Raw genomic sequence first — 24,042 nt, 5'->3', positions numbered from 1 at the left:
TTGCTCCCATTTCCACCTTTCAGACCGGTTGAAAGGTAGAAACTGGAGCAAATCTCGGCGGGGGCAGTCAGGTCAGGGAGCGGGCGGCGGTGGCGGCGAGCTCGAGGGCGCGGCGGGCGTCGGCGGGCGAGCGGCCGGCGAGGCCGCAGGCGGGGGTCACCGCGCCGCGCGCGGCGAACGACTCCGCCGCGAACCCGAGCCGTCCCATGAAGTCCTCGACCCGAGCCTCGTCGGCCCCGCCGAACCACAGGTCGGTGCCGGACTCGAAGGCCTGCGCCCACTCGTCCGACGGCCGGGCCAGCGACACGTCGAACGCGATCGCCTCGAAGCCCGCGCCGGCCAGCAGCGCGACGGGCACGTCGGGCGCGCACGAGTGCACGACGGGCCGCGCACCCTCGTCCACGATCGCCCGGACGACGGGCCGCAGCAGCGCGTCGGCGAGCGGCGCGTCGACCGATCGGTGCCGTCCGAAGCCACTCGCGGTCGGCACCTTGCCGCCCAGCACGGCGGTGATCGCGGGCTCGTCCACCTGGACGGTGAGCTCGCCGCTGAACCGCCGGCGCAGCTCGCGCACGTGATCGCGGACGCCCTCGCCCAGCGCCTCCGCCAGCTCGCGTCGCGCCCCGTGGTCGGAGAGCACCTTGTCGCCGCGCGGCCGCTCGACCATGGCGGCGAGCGTCAGCGGACCGGTGACCTGCTGCTTGACCGCGGCATCGTGCTCGGCGAGCAGCTCCTCGAGCAGGTCGAGGTCGGCCCGCAGCGCCGAGCGGGCGCGACGCTGGTCCATGCCCTCCCCCGGCGCGAGTCGCCAGCCGGCGGGCTGCAGGTCGATCGGCAGCGGCACGAGCCCGAGCGTGCGGCCGAGCATCGCCGACGGCGCGCCGCGGTCGGGCAGCTCGGGGACGAAGACGATCCCGTCGTCGCCGAAGGTGTCGATCACGTGCCGCGCGACGGGAGCGAGCTCCTCGCCGGGCATGGATCCGATCCCCGTGGCGCGCATGCCGACGATTCTCCCGCACGGTCGCCTGTGAGAATCATCCGGTGACCGTTCGACCCGCCACGGAAGCCGACCTGCCCGCCCTGGCCGACCTGGCCGCGCGCACGTTCCCGCTCGCCTGCCCGCCCGACATGCCCGAGGCGAGCATGACCGCGTTCGTCGCCGAGCATCTGTCGCTCGAGCGGTTCGCGCAGTACCTCGCGCACGAGGTCGCCGAGGTCCTGGTGGCCGAGGACGACGGCGTCCTGACCGGCTACACGCTGACGTTCGCGCGCGAGCCCTACGACGATCACCTGGCCTCGCTCGTGCGGCTGCGGCCCACGGTGGAGCTCAGCAAGTGCTACGCCGACCCGACCGCGCACGGCACCGGCGTCGCCGCGCGGCTGATGGAGGCCGTCGTCGAGTCGGCGCGCGCCGCGGGCGCGGCCAGCGTGTGGCTGGGGGTGAACGGCCGCAACGCCCGGGCCCAGCGCTTCTACGCCAAGCAGGGCTTCGAGGTCGTCGGCGAGCGCCGCTTCGTCGTCGGCGCGCACACCGAGGACGACCTGGTCCTCGAGCGTCAGCTGGCCTGAGCGGAGGCCTGCTCCAGCGCCCGCTGCACCGCGCGGGCGGCCACGCGGCCGGCTCGGTTCGCGCCGATCGTCGAGGCCGAGGGGCCGTATCCGACCAGCTGCACGCGCGGGTCCGCGACGGAGGTCGTCGAGGTCGCCGTCGTGTCCCCCAGCTGGATGCCGCCGAGCGGCGAACGCAGTCTCAGCGGTCGCAGGTGGTCGACGTCGGGCCGGAAGCCCGTCGCCCACAGGATGACGTCGACGGGCTCGAACGTGCCGTCGGCCCAGCGCACGCCGTCGGGCTCGATCCGCTCGAACATCGGCAGGCGCTCGTAGGCGCCGAGGCGCGCGGCCTCCTGCTCCTGGGGCCGCAGCATGAGCCCGGTGACGCTGACGACGCTGCGCGGCGGCAGTCCGCGACGCACTCGCTCCTCGACCATCGCGACGGCCGCGCGGCCCGCCTCCTGGTCGAACTCGTCCGTGCGCCAGACCGGCTCGCGTCGCGTGACCCAGAGGGTGTCGGTGAGGGGGCGCAGCAGGCCGAGGAACTGCACGGCCGACGCGCCACCGCCGACCACGAGCACGCGCTTCCCGCGGAAGTCCTCCGGATCGCCGAAGCCTGCGGTGTGCAGCTGGCGGCCCCTGAACGACTCCTGTCCCGGGTAGCGCGGCACGAACGGGCGACGCCAGGTGCCGGTGGCGTTCACGAGCGTGCGGGTGTGCCACGTGCGGCCGTCCTCGGCCTCCACGCGGAGCACGCCGTCCTCGTCGCGCACGGACCTCACCACCACCGGGCGCACGACGGGCAGGTCGTGGTGGGTCTCGTAGTCGCTGAAGTAGCCCGGCACGAAGTCGTTGGCACGCTCGGAGCCGCTGGCCGGCGGCACCGGGTCGTCCGGCAGGTCGGCGACCCCGTGGACGTCGGCCATCGTGAGGGCGTCCCACCGGTGCTGCCACGCCCCGCCCGCGCGAGGATTCGCGTCGAGGACGAGGTGGCGCACGCCGAGCCGGCTCAGGTGGAACGAGGTCGACAGGCCGGCCTGCCCGGCTCCGATGACGATGCTGTCCCACACGCCAGGGTCAACGGCTCCGGTCCCTCCGCGATTCCCCCGGGCACCCTCGGTGAGCGGTGAGCTGTCAACCGCACCCGGGTGGGAGCGGTGAGCTGTCAACCGCATCCGACCCTCGAAGGGTTGACCACTCACCGCTCAGCCAGCGGAAGGGTTGACCACTCACCGCCCTCCAAGCGGTCCGGGTCGGGGGTCAGGCGGGGACGGAGCGGGAGGTGCGCGCGATGGTGGCCGAGCCGACGACGCGGGTGCCGGCGTAGATCACGCAGGCCTGACCCGGGGCGATGCCGGCGGCGGGGTCGCGCAGCTCGACCCGGACGACGTCGCCGTCCACGGTGACGGTGGCGCGGTGCTCGTCGCCGTGGGCGCGCAGCTGGACCGTGCAGTCGAGCGGCTCGGTGGGCGGCTCGTCGCACCAGAGCGGCTTGATGCCCTCGATCGCGTCGATGGCCAGGTGCTCGCGCGGCCCGACCGTGACGGTGCCCGAGACCGGCTCGATGTCGAGCACGAAGCGCGGCTTGCCGTCGGACGCCGGGACGCCGAGGCGCAGACCCTTGCGCTGGCCGATCGTGAACGCGTAGGCGCCGTCGTGGGAGCCGACCTCGGCCCCGGACTCGTCGACGATCGGCCCGGGCCGCGGACCGAGCCTGTCGGCCAGCCAGCCCGCGTTGTCGCCGTCGGCGATGAAGCAGATGTCGTGGCTGTCGGGCTTGTTCGCCACCTGGAGGCCACGCAGGGCGGCCTCCTCGCGCACGAGGGTCTTCGGGTCGTCGCCGAGCGGGAACACCGAGCGCCCCAGCTGGTCCTGCGTGAGCACGCCGAGGACATAGGACTGGTCCTTGCCGTGGTCGACGGCGCGGTGCAGCTCGACGACCTCTCCGCCAGCTCGCTCGGAGGTCGCCAGTCGCGCGTAGTGGCCGGTGACGACGCCGTCGAAGCCGAGCGCGACGGCCCGCTCGAGCACCGCCGCGAACTTGATCTTCTCGTTGCAGCGCAGGCACGGGTTGGGCGTGCGGCCGGCGGTGTACTCGGCGATGAAGTCGTCGACGACCTCGTCGGCGAACTCGTCGCTCATGTCCCACACGAAGAACGGGATGCCGATGACGTCGGCCGCGCGGCGCGCGTCACCCGCGTCCTCGATCGAGCAGCAGCCGCGGGCGCCGGAGCGGTAGGACCGCGGGTTGCGGCTGAGCGCGAGGTGCACCCCGGTGACGTCGTGGCCGGCGTCCACGGCGCGAGCGGCCGCGACGGCGGAGTCGACGCCGCCGGACATCGCGGCGATGAGCCTCATCGCGTGCGGCTCCGGACCAGGCCGGCCGAGCGGGCTCGCTCGTGGACGGCGGGCAGCACCTCGAGCAGGCGTTCGACGTCGGCCTCGGTGGAGGTGTGGCCGAGGCTGAACCGCAGCGAGCCCCGCGCGGCGGCGTCGTCGAAGCCCATCGCGAGCAGCACGTGGCTGGGCTGGGGCACGCCGGCCTGGCACGCCGAGCCGGTGGAGACCTCCACGCCCTGGGCGTCGAGCAGCATGAGCAGCGCGTCGCCCTCGCAGCCCGGGAACGTCACGTGCGCGATGTTCGGCAGACGGTGCGTGGGGCCGGGCTCGGGATCGCCGTTCACGACCGCCTCGGGCACGACGCGAGCGATGCCCTCGACGAGGCGCGTGCGCAGGGTCTCGATGCGGGCGGCGTTCTCCGCCTGTCGCTGCACCGTGAGCTCGAGGGCCGTGGCGAAGCCGGCGATCAGCGCCACGCCGACCGTGCCGGAGCGCAGGTCGCGCTCCTGGCCGCCGCCGTGCAGCAGCGGGGTGGCCTCGATCTCGCGGCGGATCACCAGCGCGCCCACGCCGACGGGGCCGCCGAGCTTGTGCGCGGTGACGGTCATCGCGTCGAGGCCCATGCCCGCGAAGTCGAGGGGCAGGTAGCCGGCGGCCTGGACCGCGTCGGAGTGCACGGGGATGCCGTGCGCGCGGGCGATCTCGACGACCTCCCTGACGGGCTGGATCGTGCCCATCTCGTTGTTGGCCCACATCGTGGTGATCGCCGTGACGTCCTCGGGACGGTCCTCGATGGACTCGCGGAGGGCGTCGAGGCGCACGCGGCCCTGGCGGTCGACGGGCGTGACGTCGATGCGGGCGCCCTCGTGCGCGGCGAGCCAGGTGACGGGGTCGAGCAGCGCGTGGTGCTCGATCGAGCTGAAGACGATGCGGTCGCGCTGCGGATCGGCGGACCGGCGCGACCAGAAGAGTCCCTTGATCGCGAGGTTGTTGGCCTCGGTGCCGCCGGAGCAGAACACGACCTCGCTGGGCCGGGCGCCCAGTCGCTCGGCGATCGACTCGCGCGACTCCTCCACGACGCGGCGGGCGCGGCGGCCGGCCTCGTGCAGGCTCGAGGGGTTCCCCGTGCGGCGCAGCTCGTCGTGCATCACCTCGACGGCCTCGGGCCACATCGTGGTGGTGGCCGCGTGGTCGAGGTAGACGCGATCGGGGGTCGTGCTCATCGTCTCCAGCGTAATGGGGGCGCACGAGGGCCGCCCGGGCCGTCCAGCCGCGGTTGCCGTGGCCGGGCGGCGCTCATAGATTGACCGGACACGGACCATCGGGGGGACGCGTGCGGGTCGAACTGGATCACGCCCTGCTGCTGGCCGCGCGCGGGGAGATGCGGCGGCTGGTCCAGTCCGTCGACGCCGAGTCCGGTCTCGCCGTGGCGACGTCGCCCGTGACGCTCCCGAGCCTGGCGCCATTGCGCGAGAAGGCCACCTGGCTGCACGAGCAGCTGCCGATGGTGGGCAACCTCGCCGCGATCGCCCTCCTGCTCGACGAGGACGGCGACGGCACGACCGTCGTCACCGTGCCCGAGGGCGGCTGGGACGCTGCGACGCTGGTCGGACAGGCCGGCGACCAGAGGTTCGGTCCCGGGTTCGTCGAGGCGACCGGGCTGGAGGGCGAGGAGCTGTCGGCCCTGCTCCTCACACTGGGGTCGGTGGGCCGCGACCTTCCTCCCGGGTCGGCGATGACGGCCGCCGAGCTGCGCCGCTTCGTCGTCGACCATCCCCGTGTCGCCACGGCGCTGCAGTCGACGCTGCCGCTCGGCACCGGGCCGGCGGGCTCGCTGCGGTCCCTCACCGGCCCGTTCATGACCGCGCCCGGCGGCGCCGCCGAGGTCTGGGACCAGCGCCGGGCCGACGCGCGCGAGCTGTTCGCGAGCCTCTCCCCCGACGACGCCGCGATCCTCGCCATGACCTACCCGTCGATCGTGGGCAACCTCGCGGGCGTCCCCTTCGCCAACCGCGCCCACGCGAACACGGTGAACGTCGTGGCGGCGCTCGCGGACGAGCGTCGCGAGCTGGCCGACCTGCGCGAGCAGCACGCCCGGAACCAGGACGACTGGCACTTCCTCGGGCTCAACAACGACGACCTCGAGGGCCCGATCGGCAACCTCGAGGACCGGATCAGCCTGTACGAGTCGATCCTCGAGGACGATCGCACGATCGTCTTCTTCGACCTGGCGGGCGACGGCGCGATCGCCGAGCTTCATGGCACGATCGACGCCAGGACCCGCAACGTCGGGGTGCTGGTGCCCGGCACCGGGAGCGACCTGTCGAACTACGAGGGCGGCGTGGCCCGGCGGTCGCGCGGCTTCGTCAACACCAACGCCGCGGGCGAGCTGGCGATGGTGTCGTGGATGGGCGGCGACCTGCCCGACGACGTGGTCGCCGACGCGCCCTTCGCGAGCTACAGCCTCGACCTCGGTCCGCGGCTCGCCGAGTTCTCGCGCGACCTCGACCAGGAGATCGGCAGCGCCACCGACTCCCGGCCGAGCGTCACCGTCGCCGGGCACTCCTACGGTGGCGCCGTGGTCGGCCGGTCGGAGCTCAGCGGACTCGTCGCCGACCGCGTCCTGCACATCGAGTCCGCCGGGATGGGGCACGACGTCCGGGACCCCGACGACCTCCCCGACTCGCAGTCGTCGGTGGACCGCTACTCCATGACCGCGCCGGGCGACATCATCGAGCTGACCCAAGGGGTCCAGATCGGGGACATCGGGCACGGTGCCGACCCCGACCACTTCGACGGCACCACGCGGCTGCACACCGGTGACCGCGTCGACGGCTCGCTGAACACCGGTCCCGACTCGCACTCGGGCGTGTTCGAGGAGCAGAGCGACGCATGGAGGAACATGTACGAGGTGTTCACCGGAGGCGTCGTGGAGACGTACCGCTCGCCCGAGTACCAGGTCCCTCGGTCGCCCCATGGCCCCGCGATCCCCGTGCAGGTGGGCTGGCAGGACGACGGGGAGAGGATCGACATCCGATGAGGCGCGCGGTGGCGGCGCTCATGCTCTGCGGGATCGTCCTGGCAGGGTGCGGCAAGGAGGACGACATGGACCTGCAGGAACGGGCCGAGGCCCGCGCGGCCGAGGCACGCACGTACGTCGACGACCTGGCCGCTCGCGTGGGCGCCGACCCCGAGGTCGTGCAGGACGAGCTCGGCGACTGCGTGCCGGGCCAGGAGGACAGCGGGATCGACCTGTCCTACGCCGTGCACGTCACGGTGGACGACGCCGCGGCCGATCGGCTGCGCGGCGAGATCGCCGACCACTTCGCGGCCGAGGGCTGGGAGATCAAGGCCGACCCCGTGGACCCCGCGAAGGACGAGGTCAGCGTCCGCTTCGCCAAGGGCCCGTTCACCATGGGCGCCAACATCAGCACGACAGCCGGCCGGGCCGCGGTGAGCGGCACCGGCGGCTGCGTGCTCTGACTCAGGAGATCTGCGAGCCGCGGTGCGGCAGCAGCTCGTCCACGAGCGTGGCGGTGGTGTGGTCCATCGGCTCGCCCGCGAGCGCGGTCTCGAGCTGGTCGACCGCGACGGCGACCGCGGACACGCCGCCGGTCTCGTGACGGGCGCGCAGGATGATGCGCCACGCCTCCTCGTGCGTCGGGTAGATCCGCAGGATCGCGCCGGCCGCCGCCGCGGAGCCGGCCGGGTCGCGGCCGTCCTGCAGCAGTGTGGCCAGACGCAGGGCCGCGTCGATCACGAGCTCGCCGATCGTGCGCGGCAGGTCGAGCGTGGCCGCCCAGGCGTAGCGGCCGCGCGGCGCGCCCTCGAACGCCGGACCGCGCACGAGCTTGAGCGCGCGACGCAGCAGGTCGATCTCGTCGCGCGGGAACTCGGCCCGGCGGCTGGCGATCACCAGGTGACGGAACGCGTCCCAGTCGCACACGACGTCGGGACCGAGCGACAGGCGGCCGTCGAGGCTCTCGCGCAGGCGGTGGTGGCCCTCGCGGTCGGAGCCGAGCCACACGCGGGCGCGCTCGATGTTGGCGTCGCGCACCTCGGGCGTGACGCCGAGCGGCCAGACGGCGCCGGCGAGCACGGTCGGGTGCACGCCCTCGGGGTGCAGGGCCAGGAACGTGATGATCTCGGTGAGGACCGTGGCGCGACGCTCGGTCTGCTCCCCCGGGCCGTCGACGACGACCGAGCCGAGGATGCCGACGCGGCTCGTGGCGGTGAGCCAGGCGGCGTCGTCGGCGTCGCGGCGCGGCAGCGCGATGGCCACGCGGTCGCCGTCGCCGGGACGCGTGGTCAGGCCGGCCGAGGCGAACAGCGAGGCCACGGCCTCGGCGTGGTGCGCGCCGATGCGGTTGGCCGTGACGGCCAGGCCGAGCTGGGGCACGTGCAGCGTGCCGTGCTCGTCGACGTGCAGGCGCCAGCGTGCGGCGTCGTGGTCGCCCACGGCGATGGCGGCCGTGCCCGGGTGGGCCGCGGCCACGCCGGCGAGCCGCTCGAGCGCGAAGCCCGGCGACTGGCTGCCGACGGCCAGGATCGCGACCTCGTCCTCGCGACGGCGGCCGGTGAGGACGTCGTCGGCGCGGGTGGCCTCGAGCTCGGAGGCGGCGGCCTCGAGGTCGGACACGAGCGTGACGCGCTCGGCCACCTCGGCGACCGCGGACGGCAGGCCGGTGGCCAGGACGCGGACCGATCGCGACCAAGGGCTGACGGCAGCCTGCAGGACGAGCGAGGTGATGACCTCGGCGCTGACGTGCAGGTCGCCGCCGACGGTGATGAGGCCGCCCGACGACGCGAGATCGACCAGGACGTCACGGCCCTCGGTGTCGACGCCGAGGCTGACCAGCGACGGGTACGCCGGCTCGGCGTCCTCGGGCGCCTCGAGCGTGGCGAGGTCGGCGGTCAGGCGCCACACGGCGCCGTCCTCGACGGCCTCCCAGCCCTCCACCGCCTCGGGGACGGCAGGCGCGAGGTGCAGGGCCACGTCGTCGTGGCCGACGACAGCCGCGTAGGCTGCCGGGACGTCGACGCCCGCGCGCTCGCAGGCGTCCGTGAGGTGACGCAGCACGGTGTCGAGCGCGGCGGCGCGCTCGGGGTCCGCGGCCAGTCGCAGGTCGGCCTCGGTCTCGCGTGCCTTCTCGTCGGGCTCGCCACCGGGACGACGGCGACGCGCCACCGCGAGCGCGGCGAGCAGGCCGCTGGCCAGCAGGCCGGCGCCCATCCACCAGGCGGTGGACTCGGGGGCCTGTGCCGTGGAGTCGGCCTCGACGCCGCCGGCGTCGGACGTGCCGCCACCGCCGCCGCCCTGCGAGCCGGCGGGCGGGGTGACCGGCGCCTGCTCGACCGCCACGCGGTCGACGCCGCTGGCGTCGCCGGGCATGACCAGCTGCCAGCCGGGCTGGATCAGCCGGGCGAGCTCGAGCTTGCGACCGTCGAGCTGGACCTTGTCCTTGTTGAGCTCGTAGATCTCCTTGTAGCGGAAGCCGTCGCCCAGGTGGCGCTCGGCGATGTCCCAGAGGTTGTCGTGGTAGCCGTCCTTCGGCGCCTTCACGGTGTAGACGAGCTCGCCCTCGAGACGGTTCTCGATCTTGTCCGTGGCCGCCGGCTTCTCCTCGGGCGCCGGGGTGACGGCGTCGACGACGGCAGCCGCCACGGCACCGGTCTGCGGGGCGATGTCCGACTCGGACGGACCCGCGGCGTTGGCGGCCGGACCGGCGACCAGACCGGTCACGAGCAGGCCGCCGATGAGGGCGCGCGCGAGGTGCTGCAGCGGGCCGGCGAACGGCACGGTGCGGGCGAGGCCGCCGCGACGCGTGGCGACGATCTCGAGGACCACACAGACCACGAACACGAGCCACAGCAGCCAGACGATCCCGACGAGCACGGACACGAGGTCCTCGGGACCGAGCTGGCGCGCGAGGTCGCGCAGGGCCGGCAGCTCGCTGGGGATCGGCGGGGCGCCGCCGAGCAGCAGCAGCGCGACGGGCAGACCGACGAGCAGCGCGACGAGCGCGAGCGCGGACCCGATCCGCGAGGCGACCGACGAGGACTCCTCCACCGGGGCAGGTGCGAGCGACTCGAAGCGGCTGGCGTCCGGGGTCAGGGTGGGATCAGTCATGGTGCTCCTACGTCAGGAGGTGGCGGCGGTCGCGGTGGCGCGGGCGGTGACCGGGTACTGGTTGATGCCGATGAGCTTGAGCATCGTGGTCTCGCTGGTGTCGCGGACCTCGATAGCGACGGTGTTGGCGTTCACCGTGATCGAGAACTGCGAGGCGGGGTAGCCCCGCGCGCTGAGGAAGTCCTGCGCGTAGAGCCGGGCCAGGCCGGGGTCGACCGCGAGCGCGCCACCGCTGCGCAGCTGGTCGACGTTGACGGCGTTGGCGCCGGCCCGCGCGGCCTGCTCGGCGTCGTCGGCGACGCGCATGCGGGCGTTGATGCCCATGCCGCCGTCGATCACGAGGCCGGCGCACAGCATGAGCACGAGCGACATGCCGAGCACGAAGATCGTCGCGCCTCCGCGTTCACGCCTGCTCATCCGAACCTCCGGTACTGGTCGATGGGGGCACTGCTGCTGGCCTCGAAGTCGCGGCTGCCGGTGAGGCCGACGAGCCCGAGGCCATCGTTGGACACGCGGCAGCGGATGGTCACCTCGACCACGCCGCCCGCGGCGAACGTGCCGCCGATGTTCGCGACGTCGCACGACGAGAAGCTGTCGTCGACGTCGCTGGCGTTCGCCGCGGCGTAGGCGGCCGAGTACGCCGCTGACTGGCTGCGCTCGAAGGACGCCGCGCGGGCGGCATCGCGGGCAGCGGCATCGATGTCGGCCCGGACGGCTACGTAGCGGCCGCCGGCGAGCACGAGCATGAGGAACATGACGAGGATCGGCACCATCAGCACGACCTCGACCGACATCGAGCCGCGCTCGGACCTGCGCATCAGGCGGATCACGGCGTGTCCTCCTGGAACTCCTCGATCGGCCCTTGGACCACTTCCTCCACCCGCGGGGAGCCGATGAACGGCAACAGCTGACTGGCCCGCCCGGAGACCGTGGCCCGCATGCTGTCGCCCACCTGCACCACCGAGACCTGCGGCCCCCGCAATACTCCGCGGCCGAGGGCCGTGGCCGATGCCATACCCTTCGCGCGACCTTGGTCCGCGTCGCCCGTGACGCGGGCGACACGCGAGGCCTCGCGGGCCGCCGCGCTGGCCGACTGCTTGGCCAGATAGGTCAGCGCGAACTGGATGGTGATGATCATGGCAATCATGAGCAGGGGCGTGTAGAGGACCAGCTCGATCGCACTGGTCCCCCGCTCAGCCCTTGCCCTGGACCGCATGTGATCAGGCGCCCTCGATCTGGTCGCCGATGTTGTTGGCCTTGCCTTCGAGCGCGCCTCGCAGGATCACGGCGATGGCTGCGCAGATCGCAACCAGAACGGCGGCAATGACGACCCATTCGACCGCGGACGCGCCCTCCTCGCGACGAGCCTTGTCGAGTCGTGCACCCAGCAGCGTGACGAGGAACCCCAGTGCGGTGGGATGAATCATGGTGTTTCTCCTTCGATGGTGCGGTGGTTTCAGAGCCCGACGATGCCTGACAGCGCCGGGAAGATGAGGAAGACGAGGAAGCCTGCGGCCAACAGGAGCTGGGCCACGAGCATGGACTGAGAACGCTCCTGCGCGCGGCTCTCCGAGTCGGCCAGCTCGCGCTGGCGCATCGACGCCGCTCGGGCGGTGAGCGAGTCGCGGACCTTGGCGCCGTCCTCGGCCACGAGGGCCAGTGCCGCGGCGAGGTCGCGCAGCTCCTCGACCTTCATGTCGTCGCCGAGGCGGCCGAGCGCGGCCCACGGGGTGATGCCCTGGAGCCGGGCGTTCTCGATGGTCTCGCGCAGCCGAACCATGCCCCAGCCCTGGCTGACGCCGGCCGCGGCCGAGAGGGCCTCGGGCACGCCGCGGCCGCCGGCGAGGTTCATCGACACGAGATCGAGGAAGGCGCTGACGACGTGGCGGAAGTCGCGTCGACGGTCGGTGGCCTCGGAATGCAGCTGCAGCTGGCCGAGCACCGCGCCGCCGAGGGCACCGAGAATCGCCAGCCACAGCGGCAGGACGGGGCTGATCCAGCCCGCGACCATGAACGGCGACAGCATGAGCGCAGGTGCGAACGCGCCGACGATGGCCGCCACGAGCGTGTTGCCCAGGTGACTGTCGACCGAGCGGTCGACGACCGACAGGTCGGAGCGGATGCTCGCGGGCAGTTCGATGCCACGGTCGTTGAGCAGGCCGGCCAGTCGCGTGCCGAGCTTCTGCGTCCGTGATTCCGCAGGCTCCAGCGGACCACGGTTGGTCCGCACCCCGCCGCGCCGACGTTGGACGTCGAGACGGGCCAGCTCGGAGGCTGCGGTCGCGCTGAAGGCAGGCGTCCTGCTGAACAGCAGCCAAGCGCCGGCGCCCACGATCGCGCCACAGATGAGGATGAGGGTCATCGCGACTCCTCTTTCGCCAGCAGGAACCGCTCGGGCATCTCGAACTCCGACAGGCGGCGCATCCAGACGAACCCGGCGCCGAACAGGCCGATCACGACGAGCAGGACGACCTGGCCGATCGGAGAGGAGTAGGGCTCGACGTAGCCACGGTTGAAGATCGAGAGGAAGAGCACGAAGGACACGGAGATCGCCATGACGATCTGGACGCTGCGACGCGTGCTGGAGCGGCTGGCGGCGATGCGGCGGCGCATGTCGAGGTCGGCGCGTGCCGACTTCGCCAGCGAGGTCAGCACCTCGCGCAGGCCCGGGCCGCGCAGCCGCGCGTTGAGGATCAGGGTGGCGACGATGAGGTCGGCGCTGGGGTCGTCGATGTCGTCGGCGAAGCCCTGCAGCGCGGTGGGCAGCGACGTGCGCACGCGGAGCCGGTCGGTGAGCCGGATCAGCGCGGGCTTGATCGCGGGGGACGCGGCGTAGGCGGTGGCCGGGATGGCCTGCTCGAGGCCGACGGCACCGGCGATCGTGTCGCGCAGGGACTCGGTCCAGGCCGCGAGGCCCTCGAGTCGCGCCATCGCGCGCTTCTCGCTGGCCAGGCCGCCGAACAGCAGGGGCGCGAACCACACGAGCGCGCCGACCGCGATGGCCAGCACGGGCCAGCTGGTGAGCAGCAGCACGAGGAGTCCGGCGCCGGCGCCGAGCAGGGCCCGGCGCGCGCTGCCCTGGAGGCGGTCGCGCAGCGAGGGACCCGGACGCTTCGGGGTGTCGTCGTGGTCGGACATGCCCACCACGACGAGCAGGATCCCGGCGCCGACCACGGCGCCGAGGAGCGTCACCATCAAGGCCAGGGACAGCATCAGTACGCCTGGCCCTCGTAGGCGGTGGGCCGGTAGCCGTGCATCTGCAGGTCCTCGATGCAGCTGACCGCGGCGGCGGCGTGGGCCATGCCGTCGGGGCCCTCGGCGAAGACCTCGCTCGACAGCACGCGGCCGTCGACGCCGTTGACCTCGCGGACCGACGTGATGACGCGGCGCAGGCCGCCACCGGTCTGGAACTCGTTGCGGCGCTCCACGAAGATCACGAAGTCGATCGCGCCGGCGATGAGCATCATCGTGGCGTCGGCCGGCAGCCGCTCCGCGGACTGGATCGCGTACGTGCAGATGCGGTTGAACACCTCGAGCGAGGAGTTCGCGTGGATCGTGGACAGCGAGCCGTCGTTGCCCTGGCTCATCGCGTTGAGCATCGTGACGATCTCGTCGCCGAGCACCTCGCCGACGATGACGCGGCTGGGGTTCATGCGCAGCGAGCGGCGCACGAGCTCGGACATGTGGATCGCACCCTGGCCCTCGGAGTTCGGCAGCCGCTCCTCGAACGCGACGACGTTCGGGTGCAGGTCGGGGAACTCCCCCAGGCCCAGCTCGAGTGCGCGCTCGACGGTGATGAGGCGCTCGGCGGGCTTGATCTCGTTGGCCAGCGCACGCAGCAGCGTGGTCTTGCCGGCGTTCGTGGCGCCCGCGATCATGATGTTCTTGCGCGCCGCGATCGCGGCGGACAGGAACGACGCCAGCTCGGGCGTCATCGTGCCGCTCTCGATCAGCATGTCGAGCGACACCCGCGCCAGGCGCGAGCGACGGATCGACAGCGACGGCCGCGGCGTGACGCCCATGACCGCCGAGAGGCGGCTGCCGTCGGGCAGGCGCAGGTCGAGCTGCGGGTTGGCCGTGTCGAACGGGCGGCTGGTGAGGCCGGAGTAGGCGCCCAGCACCTGCACCAGCTCGACGAGCTCGTCGTCGCTGTCGGCTACGGGCGGCATCCGCCGCTCCTCGCCGTTGGCGTAGCCGACGAACACGTTGTCGCAGCCGTTGATGTCGATGTTCTCGACGTCGGGGTCGTCCAGCAGTGGCTGGAGACGGCCGACGCCGTAGAGAGCGGCGTGGATGCCGTCGGCGAGCTCGGCCTCCTCGGTGCCCGAGAGCGGGGCGCGACCGGCCGCGATCTCCTGGCGGGCGTAGGACTCCAGGACTCGCGCGATGATGGCGCGCGCGAACTGGCGCTCGTCCTCGGTGGACATGGAGGGCAGGCCGGCGGCCGCGTCCTCACGACGCTGGCGGGCCAGCGTGTCGGCGACTTCCTCGCGCAGGGTGCGCAGCAGCTGCTGGTCCATCAGATCTCCTGCGCGACGGTGGACGGAGCGGCCAGGGCGCGGACCCGGGGCACCAGGTCGACGAGCGACCGCGAGAACAGGGAGCGCTGCACGGCGCGCGAGGACGAGGCGGCGCCGCGGGCGGCGGCCTTCGGGTCCCAGGCGATCGTGCCGAGCATCGTGACGTCGAGCTCGGACGCGGCGAGGAGCCGGCCGATGTCGTCGACGGCGCGCTGGTCGCGCGGGTCGCCGACCACGGCGACGCCGACGCGGGTGGCACCGGGACGGCCGAGCGACCAGGGCTCCTTCACGGTGGAGAGCCGGTCGCGCAGGTGCGCGACCGCGGCGATCTCGGAGCGGACGAGGAAGACGACGGCGTCGGAGCCCTCGACCACCGGACCGGCGGGCGAGCCGGCGATGAACCGGCCGGCGTCGGCCAGGACGTCGCCCGAGTGGGCACGCAGCGTGCGCTGCAGGTGGGGCCAGGCCGGACCGAGGCTCTGCGCCTGGCGCGGGCCCGAGGCGCCGACGAGGACGTCGATGCCGTGGCTGGTCTCCTGCAGGTGGTCGGCCAGGTCGACCTCGTCACCGGAGCGGACGGCCGCGCCGAGGGAGACCAGGCCACGCTGCTCGTCGAGCGCGTTGTCGTCGGCGTCGCGCTCACGCGTGGCGACGTCGCCCCCGATCGGGTCGAGGTCGGCGACGACGACCGGCTCGGGCCAGCGCGCGGCCAGGCCCATCACGGCCGTGCTCACGCCCGGCGATCCCTTCGCGGAGACGAAGCTGATCACGGTCATCGCGCCACCGCCTCGGAAAGGGCACGGTAGGTCGGTGCCGCGATGGAGAGCGTGGACTCGTTCACTCGCTGACGCTCGCTCATCGCGCACTCGCCAGGCTGCGGAGCCGGTCGGAGTCGGTCACCGCCACCCCGCGGTCGACGAGCGACATGCCGATGCGGTTGTTGCCCGCCGCGTCGACGATCGCGTCGGCCACCTCGAGCGGGACGAGCAGCGTGGCCGCCGAGCCCTTCGCGTCGCTGCCGCCGCCGAGGACGCCGCCACCACCGGAGGAGACCGGCGGACGGATCACGAGCGCGAGCGCGAGCGGCTGGCTGGGCGTCTCGCCCTCGCCGATGCGCACGACGCGCACGAGGTCGCCGGAGTCGAGGTCGTCGGGGACGCGGCCCTCGACGAGCGGCACGCCGACCTCGGCGCGCTGGCCACCGCTGAGCGGGTTGGTGCGCACGAGCATCGTCGTGTCGAGCAGCTGACCCTCCACGAGCGGGACGCGCGAGTACGTGCCCAGCACGCTCGACAGCGCGCCCGACGGGACGATGAGGTCGGACTCGGTGGCCACGTTGGTCTCGCGGAGCATGTCGCGGGTGATCTCGGTGCCGGCGGGCACGTCGGTGGCGACGACCAGCACGGGGTCGCGCGAGTCCATGCGCAGGGCGAGCAGTCCGGCGAGCGCGGCACCGCCGACGATCAGCAGGACGCCGAGCAGCGCCACGGCCGGACGGCGGCGGCGCGGCGGCGTGGGACGCGCGGCCGACGGAGCGGCTCGTCCCCCGACCCCGCGAGCGGTGCGTGCGCGCTGACGGTCCTGGACCGCGTCGCCGACCGAATCGGTGCTGGTGCGCATCGACATGAAGTGGCTCCCCCTTGCAGACGTTGAGGCGCCCCACGACGGACTGAAGACACGCTCCCTCAGCGCAGCCCCCCGCAGGAACCACCACAGTCTAGCCCGATCCAGCCATCTCGTCCTGTCGGGTGGTCGGACGTCACGAAGGCGCCCTCCGTCCCGCCGCTCGGGCCGAAACGCGGCGTCCCACCCTCTACGCTGAGGTCCATGCGATTGCTCGTCACCGCGGAGGCGGCATCGTCGGGGGAGATCCGAGATGCCATCGTCGCCTATTCCGCCACGAGCACGGTCGGGGATCTCGAGTCCGTGCTGCAGCAGCTCTTCGGGATGCGCAGCCCCCATGCCGACGTCGCGGACGTCATCGACCTCGACGCCCGGCGCGGCGGAGTCGACCGCACGGGTCCCGGCGTCTTCCTCGGCTCCCGCCGCCTCGACCCCGCCGACACCCTCGCGTCGGCCGGCATCCGCCACGGCGTCGTGGTGGGCCTCGGCGGTCCCAGCCGCCACCGCGAGCGCGAGCCGCAGGGCCTCGTCGAGGTGCGCGTCAGCTCGGGCCGCGGCGCCGGCCGCGTGCACCGCCTCGGGATCGGCACCTGGACGATCGGGTCCGCCGGCCACTGCGCGATCCGCGTCGACGGCGCCCCCGAGGTGGCCGCCCGCCTCGAGGTCGACGCGCAGGGCCGGGTCGTCGTCACCGCTGACGAGTCCGCGCGCGACCTCACCCTGCCCATCCCCGAGCGGCGCGAGCCGCCCACCGAGCCGATCGTCCTGCAGGCCAGCGTCGCCACCCGCACGAAGCGCCGCTTCCGCCGCCGCAAGCCCGGCCTCAGCGCCCTGCAGCAGGGACGCCAGGTCGACCCGTCCGCTCCCCTGCCGCTCGTCCGGCTCGACCGCGAGCCCGTCACCGCCTCGGTGACCTGGGCGCCGGGCGCCGTCCTGGGCGTCGCCGACGTGCTCTTCGAGCTCGGCTCGGTGAGCGCCCCGGACGCCTCGCTGTCGCCCTCGGCCAACGGTCCCGAGCTGGACTACAACCGTCCGCCGCGACTGCACCCGCCCGCGCGCACCCGCGAGTTCTCGCTGCCCACCGAGCCGAAGAAGCCCGACAAGTCGCCCATTCCGCTGGTGATGATGCTGTCGCCGATGGTCATGAGCGGCTTCATGTACTGGCGCACCGGCTCGATCTTCTCGCTCATGTTCATGATCCTGATGCCGATCATGATGCTGCTGAACGCCACGGGCACGCGCCGCCAGCAGAAGGTCCGCTACCAGGAGCAGCTCGCCGAGTTCCACCGCCGCCGCGCCGACGTGGAGAAGGCCGCCGTGAAGTCGCTGGCCGACGAGCGGGGCCAGCGTCGCTCCATCTACCCCGACCCGGCCTCCGTGCTGCTGTTCGCCACCGGACCGCGGGCGCGCCTGTGGGAGCGCCGTCGCTGGGACCCCGACTTCCTCGAGCTGCGCCTGGGCACCAGCGACCTGCCGTCCGACGTCGTCGTCAAGGACTCCACGCGTGAGCAGCACGAGGGCCCGCTGCGCTGGACCGCGCCCGACGTCCCGGTGATCGTGCCGCTGGCGCCCACCGCGGTGCTCGGCGTGTGCGGCCCGTCCGACCAGTGCCTGTCCACCACGTCCTGGCTCATCGCCCAGGTCGCGGCGCTGCACTCCCCCACCGACGCCTCGGTCTGGGTCTTCACCGACCGCGACAACGCCGCCGCGTGGGAGTGGACGAAGTGGCTGCCCCACGCGCGCACCAGCGAGGACCACCCGCGCGCGGCCCGGCTCGCCCTCGACGAGGACGATCGCGCCTCGATGATCTCCGAGCTGACGCACCTGGTCGACCGGCGCAAGGAGCTCGACACCGACGAGCGCGAGGCGCTGCCCTCGGTCGTCGTCGTCCTCGACGGCGCCCGCGAGCTGCGCATGGCGCCCGGCATGACCTCGCTGCTCAAGATGGGCGCGTTCGTGCACGTCTACTTCATCTGCCTCGACCGCACGCGCCGCGAGCTGCCCGAGGAGTGCCGGGCGATCGTCGAGCTGCACGGCGACCTGCTCGACCTCGAGACCACCGCCGAGCGCCACATCGATGCCGTGCGTCGCGACGAGGTCGACGGCGTGTGGCTCGAGCGGCTCGGTCGCGCGGTCGCGCCGATCCGCGACGTCAGCACCGAGGACCTGAGCTCGAGCCTCCCGGCCGCCAGCCGTCTGCTCGACGTGCTGAGCCTGGACTCCCCCACCGGCCAGGACCTCGTCCGCCGCTGGGCCGGCGGCGGCCGCACCACCAAGGCCGTCATCGGCGAGGGCCTCGACGGACCCTTCCGCATCGACGTGCGCGCCGACGGACCGCACGGTCTCATCGCCGGCACGACCGGCTCGGGCAAGTCCGAGCTCCTCCAGACGATCATCGCGTCGCTGGCGGTGGGCAACCGGCCGGACGAGTTCAACTTCGTCCTCATCGACTACAAGGGCGGCGCGGCCTTCATGGACTGCCAGCACCTGCCCCACACCGTCGGCATGGTCACCGACCTCGACGGCCACCTCACGACGCGGGCACTCGAGTCCCTCGGTGCCGAGCTGCGGCGGCGCGAGCACCAGCTCGCCGACGCCGCGGCGAAGGACATCGAGGACTACCTCGCCGCCCGCCAGCCGGGCGACGAGCCGATGCCGCGACTGCTCATCATCATCGACGAGTTCGCGGCCCTCGTGGCCGAGCTGCCCGACTTCGTCACCGGCCTGGTCGACGTCGCCCGACGCGGTCGCTCGCTCGGCGTGCACCTGATCCTGGCCACGCAGCGCCCCGCGGGCGTCGTCAACGCCGAGATCAAGTCGAACACCAACCTGCGCATCGCCCTGCGCGTCACCGACGCCAACGACTCCGACGACGTCATCGAGTCCAAGGTGGCCGCCGAGATCCCGAAGTCGTTCCCCGGCCGCGCGTACGCGCGTCTGGGCCACTCGTCGCTGACGCCGTTCCAGAGCTCGCGCGTGGGTGGCCGTCCCGCCGGCACCGAGCGCGCCGAATTGCGCACCCGCGGCTTCGGCGTCGACGAGCTCGTGGCGCCGCCGTCCGCCGCGACGTCCGACGAGGACGACGTCTCGATCCCCACCGACCTGGCCACCCTGGTCGGCGCGGTGCGCGAGGCGAACGATCTCATCGGCCTTGAGCCCATGCGCAAGCCGTGGCTGCCGCCGCTGCCCGAGACCCTGGTCCTCGACGACCTCGAGGCGCCCACCGCACCGGACATCGGCGCCGAGCCCGTCATCGCACCGATCGTTTTCGGTCGCGGCGACCTGCCGCACCTGCAGCAGCAGGAGGTCGCCTCGTGGGACCTGCAGAACGCCGGCCACCTCGTGATCGCCGGCCAGTCGCGGTCGGGCCGCTCGTGGTCGCTGCGTGCCATCGCCGCCGCGATCGCCCGGCAGACCGCGCCCACCGACGTGCACGTCTTCGGCATCGACGCCGGCAACAACGCCCTGCTGCCGCTCGTGTCGCTGCCGCACGTGGGCGCCGTCGTCACCCGCACCCAGATCGACCGGATCTTCCGCCTGTTCGACCACCTCGGTCGTGAGCTCACGCGGCGCCAGCAGCTGCTGGCCGAGCAGGGCTTCGCCGACATCGGCGAGCAGCGCGCGGCGGTCGCCGGCGCCGACCGGCTGCCGTACCTCGTGGTGCTGCTCGACCGGCTCGAGGGCTTCACCAGCGCGTTCGAGTCCGTCGACGGCGGCGTCCTGCTGGAGCGCCTCGTCGGCCTGCTCCAGGAGGGCGTGGGCGCCGGCATCCGCATCGTCATCGGCGCCGACCGCTCGGGCGTGCTCGGTCGGTACGCGCTGCTGGTCGACGACCGGATCGTCCTGTCGATGAGCGACCCGTCCGACTACTCGGTCGTCGGCCTGCCGACGAAACAGGTGCCCGCGCACATCCCGCCGGGTCGCGGCTTCCGCGCCGGCGAGCGCCCGCAGGAGGTGCAGTTCGCGATGCTCGACGCCTCGGGCGAGGGCACCGCGCAGGTCCGCGCGATCCACGAGCTCGGCCGCGCCGTCTCCGAGCGCTACGGCGACATCCCCCGCGAGCTGCGGCCGCACCGCATCGACGAGCTGCCCGTGGCGATCAGCCTCGACGAGGCGCTCACCCTCGAGCCGTCCGAGGCCGCGCTCAGCCCCAGCTTCATCCCGGTCGGCGTCGGCGGTGACACGCTCGCGTTCGAGGGCTTCGACCCGCTGTCCACCGGCCCGGGCTTCCTCGTCGCCGGTCCTCCGCGCTCGGGCCGCAGCTCGGCGCTCGTCGTGCCGATCGGCCAGCACCTCGCGCACCGGCGCGACGTCCTGGTCATCGCGCCGCGCCGCTCGCCGCTGCGCGACCTCGACGACCGGCGCCTCCAGCAGTTCACCGGCGCCGAGCCCATCGAGGAGATCCGCGAGGCCATCGGGCGCCTGCGCACGCAGCACCTGATCGTCGTCGACGACTTCGAGGTCCTCGGCGCGGACTCGCCGATCGGGCAGCTGCTCGGCGAGACCTACGGCGCGATGCGCGACACGTCGAACGCGATGATCATCGCGGGCGGCATCGACGAGCTCGGCTCGGTCTACCGCGGCCTCCCGTCCGACCTCAAACGCGGTCGCACGGGCCTCATCCTGTCGCCCCGCGCCTCGAACGACGGCGACGTCCTCAACGCCCGCCTCCCCCGCTCGGTCGGCGCCGCGGTCCCACCCGGCCGCGGCCTCCTCATCAACCCCACCGGCTACCGCTGGGTCCAGGTCCCCAAGGCCTGACCGGGGCTCTCGCCTCCGGCGAGCGAGATGTGTAGCGCTGGGGACAGCGTTCTCCCTCGTCCACAGGCCACCGCGCGGCTGTTCCCTCCCCCTCCCCTGCCCGCCAGCCTCGAGGGATGCGCGAGATCCCTGAGTCGCTGACCGGTCGGCCGTTCACCGTCGCCGAGGCGCGTGCTGCGGGAGTGAGCGCGCGGACGCTCGACGGCAGTCGCTTCCGGCGGCTGTTCCGCGGCGTCCATGTCCTCGCCTCCGAGGAGCCGACGTCACGGACGTGGCTGAGGGCCGCGGTCCTGGCCGGGCCCTCCGACGCCGTGGTCAGCCACCGCACCGCGCAGGAGCTCTACGGACCCGAGCTCAGCGGCGCCGACGACCGCATCCACCTGTCCACCCGGCGCAACGCCGTCAGCCGGGACGAGCGCATCGCCGTGCACCGCCGCCTCCACCCGATCGCGTCGCACGAGGTCGACGGTCTCCCGGTCACGACGCCGGCGCGCACCTTCGTGGACTGCGCGCTGTCGCTGACGTTCGTCCAGCTCGTGGTCTTCGGCGACTGGCTGATCCACCGCGGGCTCGTGGAGTTCGACGAGCTGCTGCACTACTGCCGCGGTCGTCACCTCGACGGCGTCGTCAACGCCCGCCGCGCGATGCAGTACCTCGTGGCCGACGCGCGCTCGCCGATGGAGACGCTCGTACGCCTCATGATCGTGCTCTCGGGGCTGCCGCACCCGGCGTGCAACGTGATGCTCCTCGACGACGCAGGGCGCCTGGTCGCCACGCCCGACCTCCAGTGGGCGCGCTTCAAGGTGGTGGTCGAGTACGACGGGATCTGGCACGAGCGGTCACCCGACGACCGGCGCTGGCAGCGCGACCGGCGCGAGGAGCTGGAGCGGCGTGGCTGGACCGTGATCGTCGTGCACGACACCGACCTCGCGAAGCCGGTCTCGATCGTGACCCGGGTGCACGACGCCCTGGTGCGCGGCGGCTACCGCGGGCCTCGCCCGGTGTTCGGCCCGCGGTGGCACCGCGTGGTCCGCCAGCGCCTCTGACAGAAAATGTGTAGCGGTGTCCACCGGAATCCGGCCGGATGGCTCGGAAAACGGTGGACACCGCTACACATCTCGCCCGCCGGAGGCGGGAACGGCGGAGGGTCAGTCGACCTCGGTGACGACGGACTGGATCTCGCCGACCTCGAGGGTCTGCGGCGCCGAGGTCCGGTCGATCGGGGCCGGCAGGTCGATCGGGCCCGCGGGCGTCGTGATGCGCACGGTGTAGGCGACCGACACGGAGACGTCGAACGCACCCGACCGGGCGTAGGCGTGCTCGACCGCGCCGGACTGGCCGACCGCGGCGCCCTCGACGCCGATGCCGCTGCCCGACCGACCGTCGCCGAACGACCACGTCACCGTGCCCGGCGTGAACTCCACCGGGATCTGGAAGCCGAGGATGTCGACCGTGACCGTGGTCGCCTGCGCCTCGGCGGCGAAGTTCGTCGGAATGTTGACGTAGGAGCGGTCGGCCGGTTCGATCACGAACGTGGGCGTCGGCGCGAGCGCGAGCGCCCGCTCGATGATGTCCTCGGTGGTGATCGTCGGCGGCTCGGACTCGTTCGGCTCGTCCGATCCACGGCACGTGATGCCGGCGCTGGAGAAGTTGTCCTCCGTGGCGCGGTTGTCCGCGCCCATCGCCCGTTCGAACACCCGGTAGCTGTACTCGCCGTCCACCGGGCACTGCGCGTCGAAGGCGGTGCAGAGAACGTCGTTGATGGTCTCGTAGTCCCTCACACCGGGGCCCGTGGCACGGACGGAGTTGTCGGCGCAGTTGGGCACGTACACCCGCTGGGTCCACGGCACCGGCACGCTGATGGCACCTCCGCCTCCACCACCACCGCCGCCCGGGTTGCCCTGCTCGCCGCCCTCGGAGCCGCAGACGTCGACGCCGCCGGAGCCGGCCTCGCCACCCCATCCCCCGGGGCAGTCGTCAGCGGTGGCGGGAGCCACGGTGGACAGCTGGAGAGCCGCCACGAGGCCTGCGAGCAGGACCGTGGCGGACAGGAGCGCGCCGACGCGGCGCGCGAACGAGGTCAGCCCAACTGGTAGCGCAGCAGCACCCATTGGTCGTCCTTCCACTGAAGATCGGCCGTGAAGGGCAAGCCCTTGGCCGCGTCGATGGTCGTCGTCTTCTTCTTGCCGTCGGTGGTGACCACGGACTCGCCCGCAGGCACGTCCATCGTCAGCTTCACCTGGTAGAAGACATCGTCGTTGATGGTCGGCTTTCCAGCCAACTCGTAGGTGACCGGGCCGGACAGGATCGACTGCTTGTTGATCTTGCCGTTGTCATGGTTGTCGGCCCACTCGCGGCACGTCTCGCACGAGCCGAGGTCGGCGATCGAGGTCAGGGCGGGAACGTCCGAGGTGGCCATCATGTAGAACACGGTGTCGGCCGCGTACTGCGCAAACGCCTCGGCGCCCTCGGCACTCTGCTCGTCGGCGGGCCGCTGCGGCAGCGCATCGGCGGCCCAGGTGGCCTCGGTGGTGGGCTCGGTCGTGGCGGACGCACTGGGCCGCGGGCCCGCGGTGTCGTCGTCACCACCGCCGCACGCGGCGGTCAGTCCGAGCATCAGCGCCACGGCAGCGGTGGCGATGGTCCTGCGCATGAGGTGCTCCCTTCGGCACAGCCGAGACGCCCGGCCCCCACGGGAGGCCGGGCGTCACAGGCAGGTCAGCGAGGCGACTGCAGGGGCGACAGCACGGGGTGCTGGTCGGCCTCCTTGGCGCCCTCGGCGAACTTGTTGTGCTGGAAGGCCACGTCGGTGCCGGCGTTGGCGAACGCCTGGCACAGCTGCGTGAGCGCCTGCTTGAACTGGACCCAGGCCTCGTTGAACTCCTTGGCGCCGGTCGACTGCCACTCCTCGTTGGCCTGGTTCAGGGAGCCGTCCACGTTGTTGATCATCGTGTCGGTTTCCTGCATCGACTTGTTCAGCGTGTTGTACAGCGCGTAGAGATCTTCGATCCGAGCTTGCACCATGGGTTTGTCTCCTTCGTGAGTTCGTCCCCCGATTTATTCGAACGCAGGGACCAGGATGCTGGGCACGAGCGTATCGGACGATGCGCACGCTGG

22 protein-coding genes are annotated in these 24,042 nt (G+C 72.8%); 5 read left to right on the top strand and 17 right to left on the bottom strand.

Going from position 1 to position 24,042, the window contains the following annotated elements:
- Positions 1 to 67 precede the first annotated feature (67 nt).
- Positions 68 to 1,000 carry a methionine synthase gene (locus O3S82_RS05840; protein WP_269306260.1) on the bottom strand — a complete coding sequence of 311 codons (933 nt, stop codon included), beginning with the start codon at positions 998 to 1,000 and terminating at the stop codon, positions 68 to 70.
- Positions 1,001 to 1,041: 41 nt separating this feature from the next.
- On the opposite strand from O3S82_RS05840, the gene O3S82_RS05835 reads away from it, so the two are divergent.
- The gene (locus tag O3S82_RS05835; RefSeq protein ID WP_179425390.1) at positions 1,042 to 1,569 is read left to right on the top strand and encodes a GNAT family N-acetyltransferase; all 528 of its coding nucleotides are present in this window, start codon (positions 1,042 to 1,044) and stop codon (positions 1,567 to 1,569) included.
- Here O3S82_RS05835 and O3S82_RS05830 read toward each other — a convergent pair.
- The 3 genes from O3S82_RS05830 to O3S82_RS05820 form a co-directional block, all read right to left on the bottom strand.
- Positions 1,557 to 2,621: an NAD(P)-binding domain-containing protein gene (locus tag O3S82_RS05830; RefSeq protein WP_269306257.1), complete on the bottom strand. Its 1,065-nt coding sequence runs from the start codon at positions 2,619 to 2,621 to the stop codon at positions 1,557 to 1,559. The two genes, O3S82_RS05835 and O3S82_RS05830, sit on opposite strands and share 13 nt — an antisense overlap.
- 190 nt (positions 2,622 to 2,811) lie before the next feature.
- The gene (mnmA, locus tag O3S82_RS05825; protein ID WP_269306255.1) at positions 2,812 to 3,909 is read right to left on the bottom strand and encodes a tRNA 2-thiouridine(34) synthase MnmA; all 1,098 of its coding nucleotides are present in this window, start codon (positions 3,907 to 3,909) and stop codon (positions 2,812 to 2,814) included.
- The gene (locus tag O3S82_RS05820) at positions 3,906 to 5,114 is read right to left on the bottom strand and encodes a cysteine desulfurase family protein (RefSeq protein WP_269306253.1); all 1,209 of its coding nucleotides are present in this window, start codon (positions 5,112 to 5,114) and stop codon (positions 3,906 to 3,908) included. The genes mnmA and O3S82_RS05820 overlap by 4 nt, the downstream gene beginning before the upstream one ends.
- A gap of 110 nt (positions 5,115 to 5,224) precedes the next feature.
- Between O3S82_RS05820 and O3S82_RS05815 the strand changes: the two genes are divergently transcribed.
- Both O3S82_RS05815 and O3S82_RS05810 read left to right on the top strand, forming a co-directional pair.
- Positions 5,225 to 6,931 carry an alpha/beta hydrolase gene (locus O3S82_RS05815; RefSeq protein ID WP_269306251.1) on the top strand — a complete coding sequence of 569 codons (1,707 nt, stop codon included), beginning with the start codon at positions 5,225 to 5,227 and terminating at the stop codon, positions 6,929 to 6,931.
- Positions 6,928 to 7,374 carry a hypothetical protein gene (locus tag O3S82_RS05810; protein ID WP_269306249.1) on the top strand — a complete coding sequence of 149 codons (447 nt, stop codon included), beginning with the start codon at positions 6,928 to 6,930 and terminating at the stop codon, positions 7,372 to 7,374. The genes O3S82_RS05815 and O3S82_RS05810 overlap by 4 nt, the downstream gene beginning before the upstream one ends.
- Before the next feature lies 1 nt (position 7,375).
- Here the strand turns inward: O3S82_RS05810 and O3S82_RS05805 are convergent, their stop codons facing one another.
- The 10 genes from O3S82_RS05805 to O3S82_RS05760 all read right to left on the bottom strand — a co-directional run bounded on the left by O3S82_RS05805 (position 7,376) and on the right by O3S82_RS05760 (position 16,167).
- Positions 7,376 to 10,021, bottom strand: a complete 2,646-nt coding sequence (locus tag O3S82_RS05805; protein ID WP_269306247.1) for a BTAD domain-containing putative transcriptional regulator — start codon at positions 10,019 to 10,021, stop codon at positions 7,376 to 7,378.
- A gap of 12 nt (positions 10,022 to 10,033) precedes the next feature.
- Positions 10,034 to 10,438, bottom strand: coding sequence for a TadE/TadG family type IV pilus assembly protein (locus tag O3S82_RS05800; RefSeq protein ID WP_179425404.1), 405 nt, complete (start codon positions 10,436 to 10,438; stop codon positions 10,034 to 10,036).
- The gene (locus O3S82_RS05795) at positions 10,435 to 10,851 is read right to left on the bottom strand and encodes a TadE/TadG family type IV pilus assembly protein (RefSeq protein WP_269306245.1); all 417 of its coding nucleotides are present in this window, start codon (positions 10,849 to 10,851) and stop codon (positions 10,435 to 10,437) included. Before O3S82_RS05795 ends, O3S82_RS05800 begins: the two co-directional genes overlap by 4 nt.
- The gene (locus O3S82_RS05790; RefSeq protein ID WP_269306243.1) at positions 10,848 to 11,237 is read right to left on the bottom strand and encodes a TadE/TadG family type IV pilus assembly protein; all 390 of its coding nucleotides are present in this window, start codon (positions 11,235 to 11,237) and stop codon (positions 10,848 to 10,850) included. The genes O3S82_RS05795 and O3S82_RS05790 overlap by 4 nt, the downstream gene beginning before the upstream one ends.
- Before the next feature lie 4 nt (positions 11,238 to 11,241).
- Positions 11,242 to 11,448, bottom strand: a complete 207-nt coding sequence (locus O3S82_RS05785; protein ID WP_269306241.1) for a Flp family type IVb pilin — start codon at positions 11,446 to 11,448, stop codon at positions 11,242 to 11,244.
- A gap of 29 nt (positions 11,449 to 11,477) precedes the next feature.
- Positions 11,478 to 12,383 carry a type II secretion system F family protein gene (locus tag O3S82_RS05780; protein ID WP_269306239.1) on the bottom strand — a complete coding sequence of 302 codons (906 nt, stop codon included), beginning with the start codon at positions 12,381 to 12,383 and terminating at the stop codon, positions 11,478 to 11,480.
- Positions 12,380 to 13,234: a type II secretion system F family protein gene (locus tag O3S82_RS05775; RefSeq protein ID WP_269306237.1), complete on the bottom strand. Its 855-nt coding sequence runs from the start codon at positions 13,232 to 13,234 to the stop codon at positions 12,380 to 12,382. Before O3S82_RS05775 ends, O3S82_RS05780 begins: the two co-directional genes overlap by 4 nt.
- The gene (locus O3S82_RS05770; RefSeq protein ID WP_179425421.1) at positions 13,234 to 14,541 is read right to left on the bottom strand and encodes a CpaF family protein; all 1,308 of its coding nucleotides are present in this window, start codon (positions 14,539 to 14,541) and stop codon (positions 13,234 to 13,236) included. The genes O3S82_RS05775 and O3S82_RS05770 overlap by 1 nt, the downstream gene beginning before the upstream one ends.
- Positions 14,541 to 15,317 (bottom strand): hypothetical protein, encoded by a 777-nt coding sequence (locus O3S82_RS05765; RefSeq protein ID WP_179425423.1) that lies wholly within the window; start codon positions 15,315 to 15,317, stop codon positions 14,541 to 14,543. The genes O3S82_RS05770 and O3S82_RS05765 overlap by 1 nt, the downstream gene beginning before the upstream one ends.
- A gap of 79 nt (positions 15,318 to 15,396) precedes the next feature.
- Positions 15,397 to 16,167 carry an SAF domain-containing protein gene (locus O3S82_RS05760; RefSeq protein WP_269306234.1) on the bottom strand — a complete coding sequence of 257 codons (771 nt, stop codon included), beginning with the start codon at positions 16,165 to 16,167 and terminating at the stop codon, positions 15,397 to 15,399.
- 201 nt (positions 16,168 to 16,368) lie between these two features.
- Between O3S82_RS05760 and O3S82_RS05755 the strand changes: the two genes are divergently transcribed.
- Both O3S82_RS05755 and O3S82_RS05750 read left to right on the top strand, forming a co-directional pair.
- The gene (locus tag O3S82_RS05755; RefSeq protein ID WP_269306232.1) at positions 16,369 to 20,925 is read left to right on the top strand and encodes an FtsK/SpoIIIE domain-containing protein; all 4,557 of its coding nucleotides are present in this window, start codon (positions 16,369 to 16,371) and stop codon (positions 20,923 to 20,925) included.
- A gap of 116 nt (positions 20,926 to 21,041) precedes the next feature.
- A complete protein-coding gene (locus O3S82_RS05750) occupies positions 21,042 to 21,971 on the top strand; it encodes a hypothetical protein (protein WP_269306229.1) in 930 nt (309 codons plus the stop codon).
- Positions 21,972 to 22,073: 102 nt separating this feature from the next.
- Here the strand turns inward: O3S82_RS05750 and O3S82_RS05745 are convergent, their stop codons facing one another.
- The 3 genes from O3S82_RS05745 to O3S82_RS05735 form a co-directional block, all read right to left on the bottom strand.
- A complete protein-coding gene (locus O3S82_RS05745; RefSeq protein ID WP_269306227.1) occupies positions 22,074 to 23,036 on the bottom strand; it encodes a hypothetical protein in 963 nt (320 codons plus the stop codon).
- A complete protein-coding gene (locus O3S82_RS05740; RefSeq protein ID WP_269306226.1) occupies positions 23,006 to 23,578 on the bottom strand; it encodes a DUF6318 family protein in 573 nt (190 codons plus the stop codon). Before O3S82_RS05740 ends, O3S82_RS05745 begins: the two co-directional genes overlap by 31 nt.
- Positions 23,579 to 23,643: 65 nt before the next feature.
- A complete protein-coding gene (locus tag O3S82_RS05735) occupies positions 23,644 to 23,949 on the bottom strand; it encodes a WXG100 family type VII secretion target (protein ID WP_269306224.1) in 306 nt (101 codons plus the stop codon).
- Positions 23,950 to 24,042 lie beyond the last annotated feature (93 nt).

Source organism: Aeromicrobium sp. HA, from assembly GCF_027171405.1.
GTDB classification, from domain to species: Bacteria; Actinomycetota; Actinomycetes; order Propionibacteriales; family Nocardioidaceae; genus Aeromicrobium; species Aeromicrobium tamlense.
Note: the sequence above shows the minus strand (reverse complement) of the source record. Positions and strands in the feature narration are given on the sequence as shown.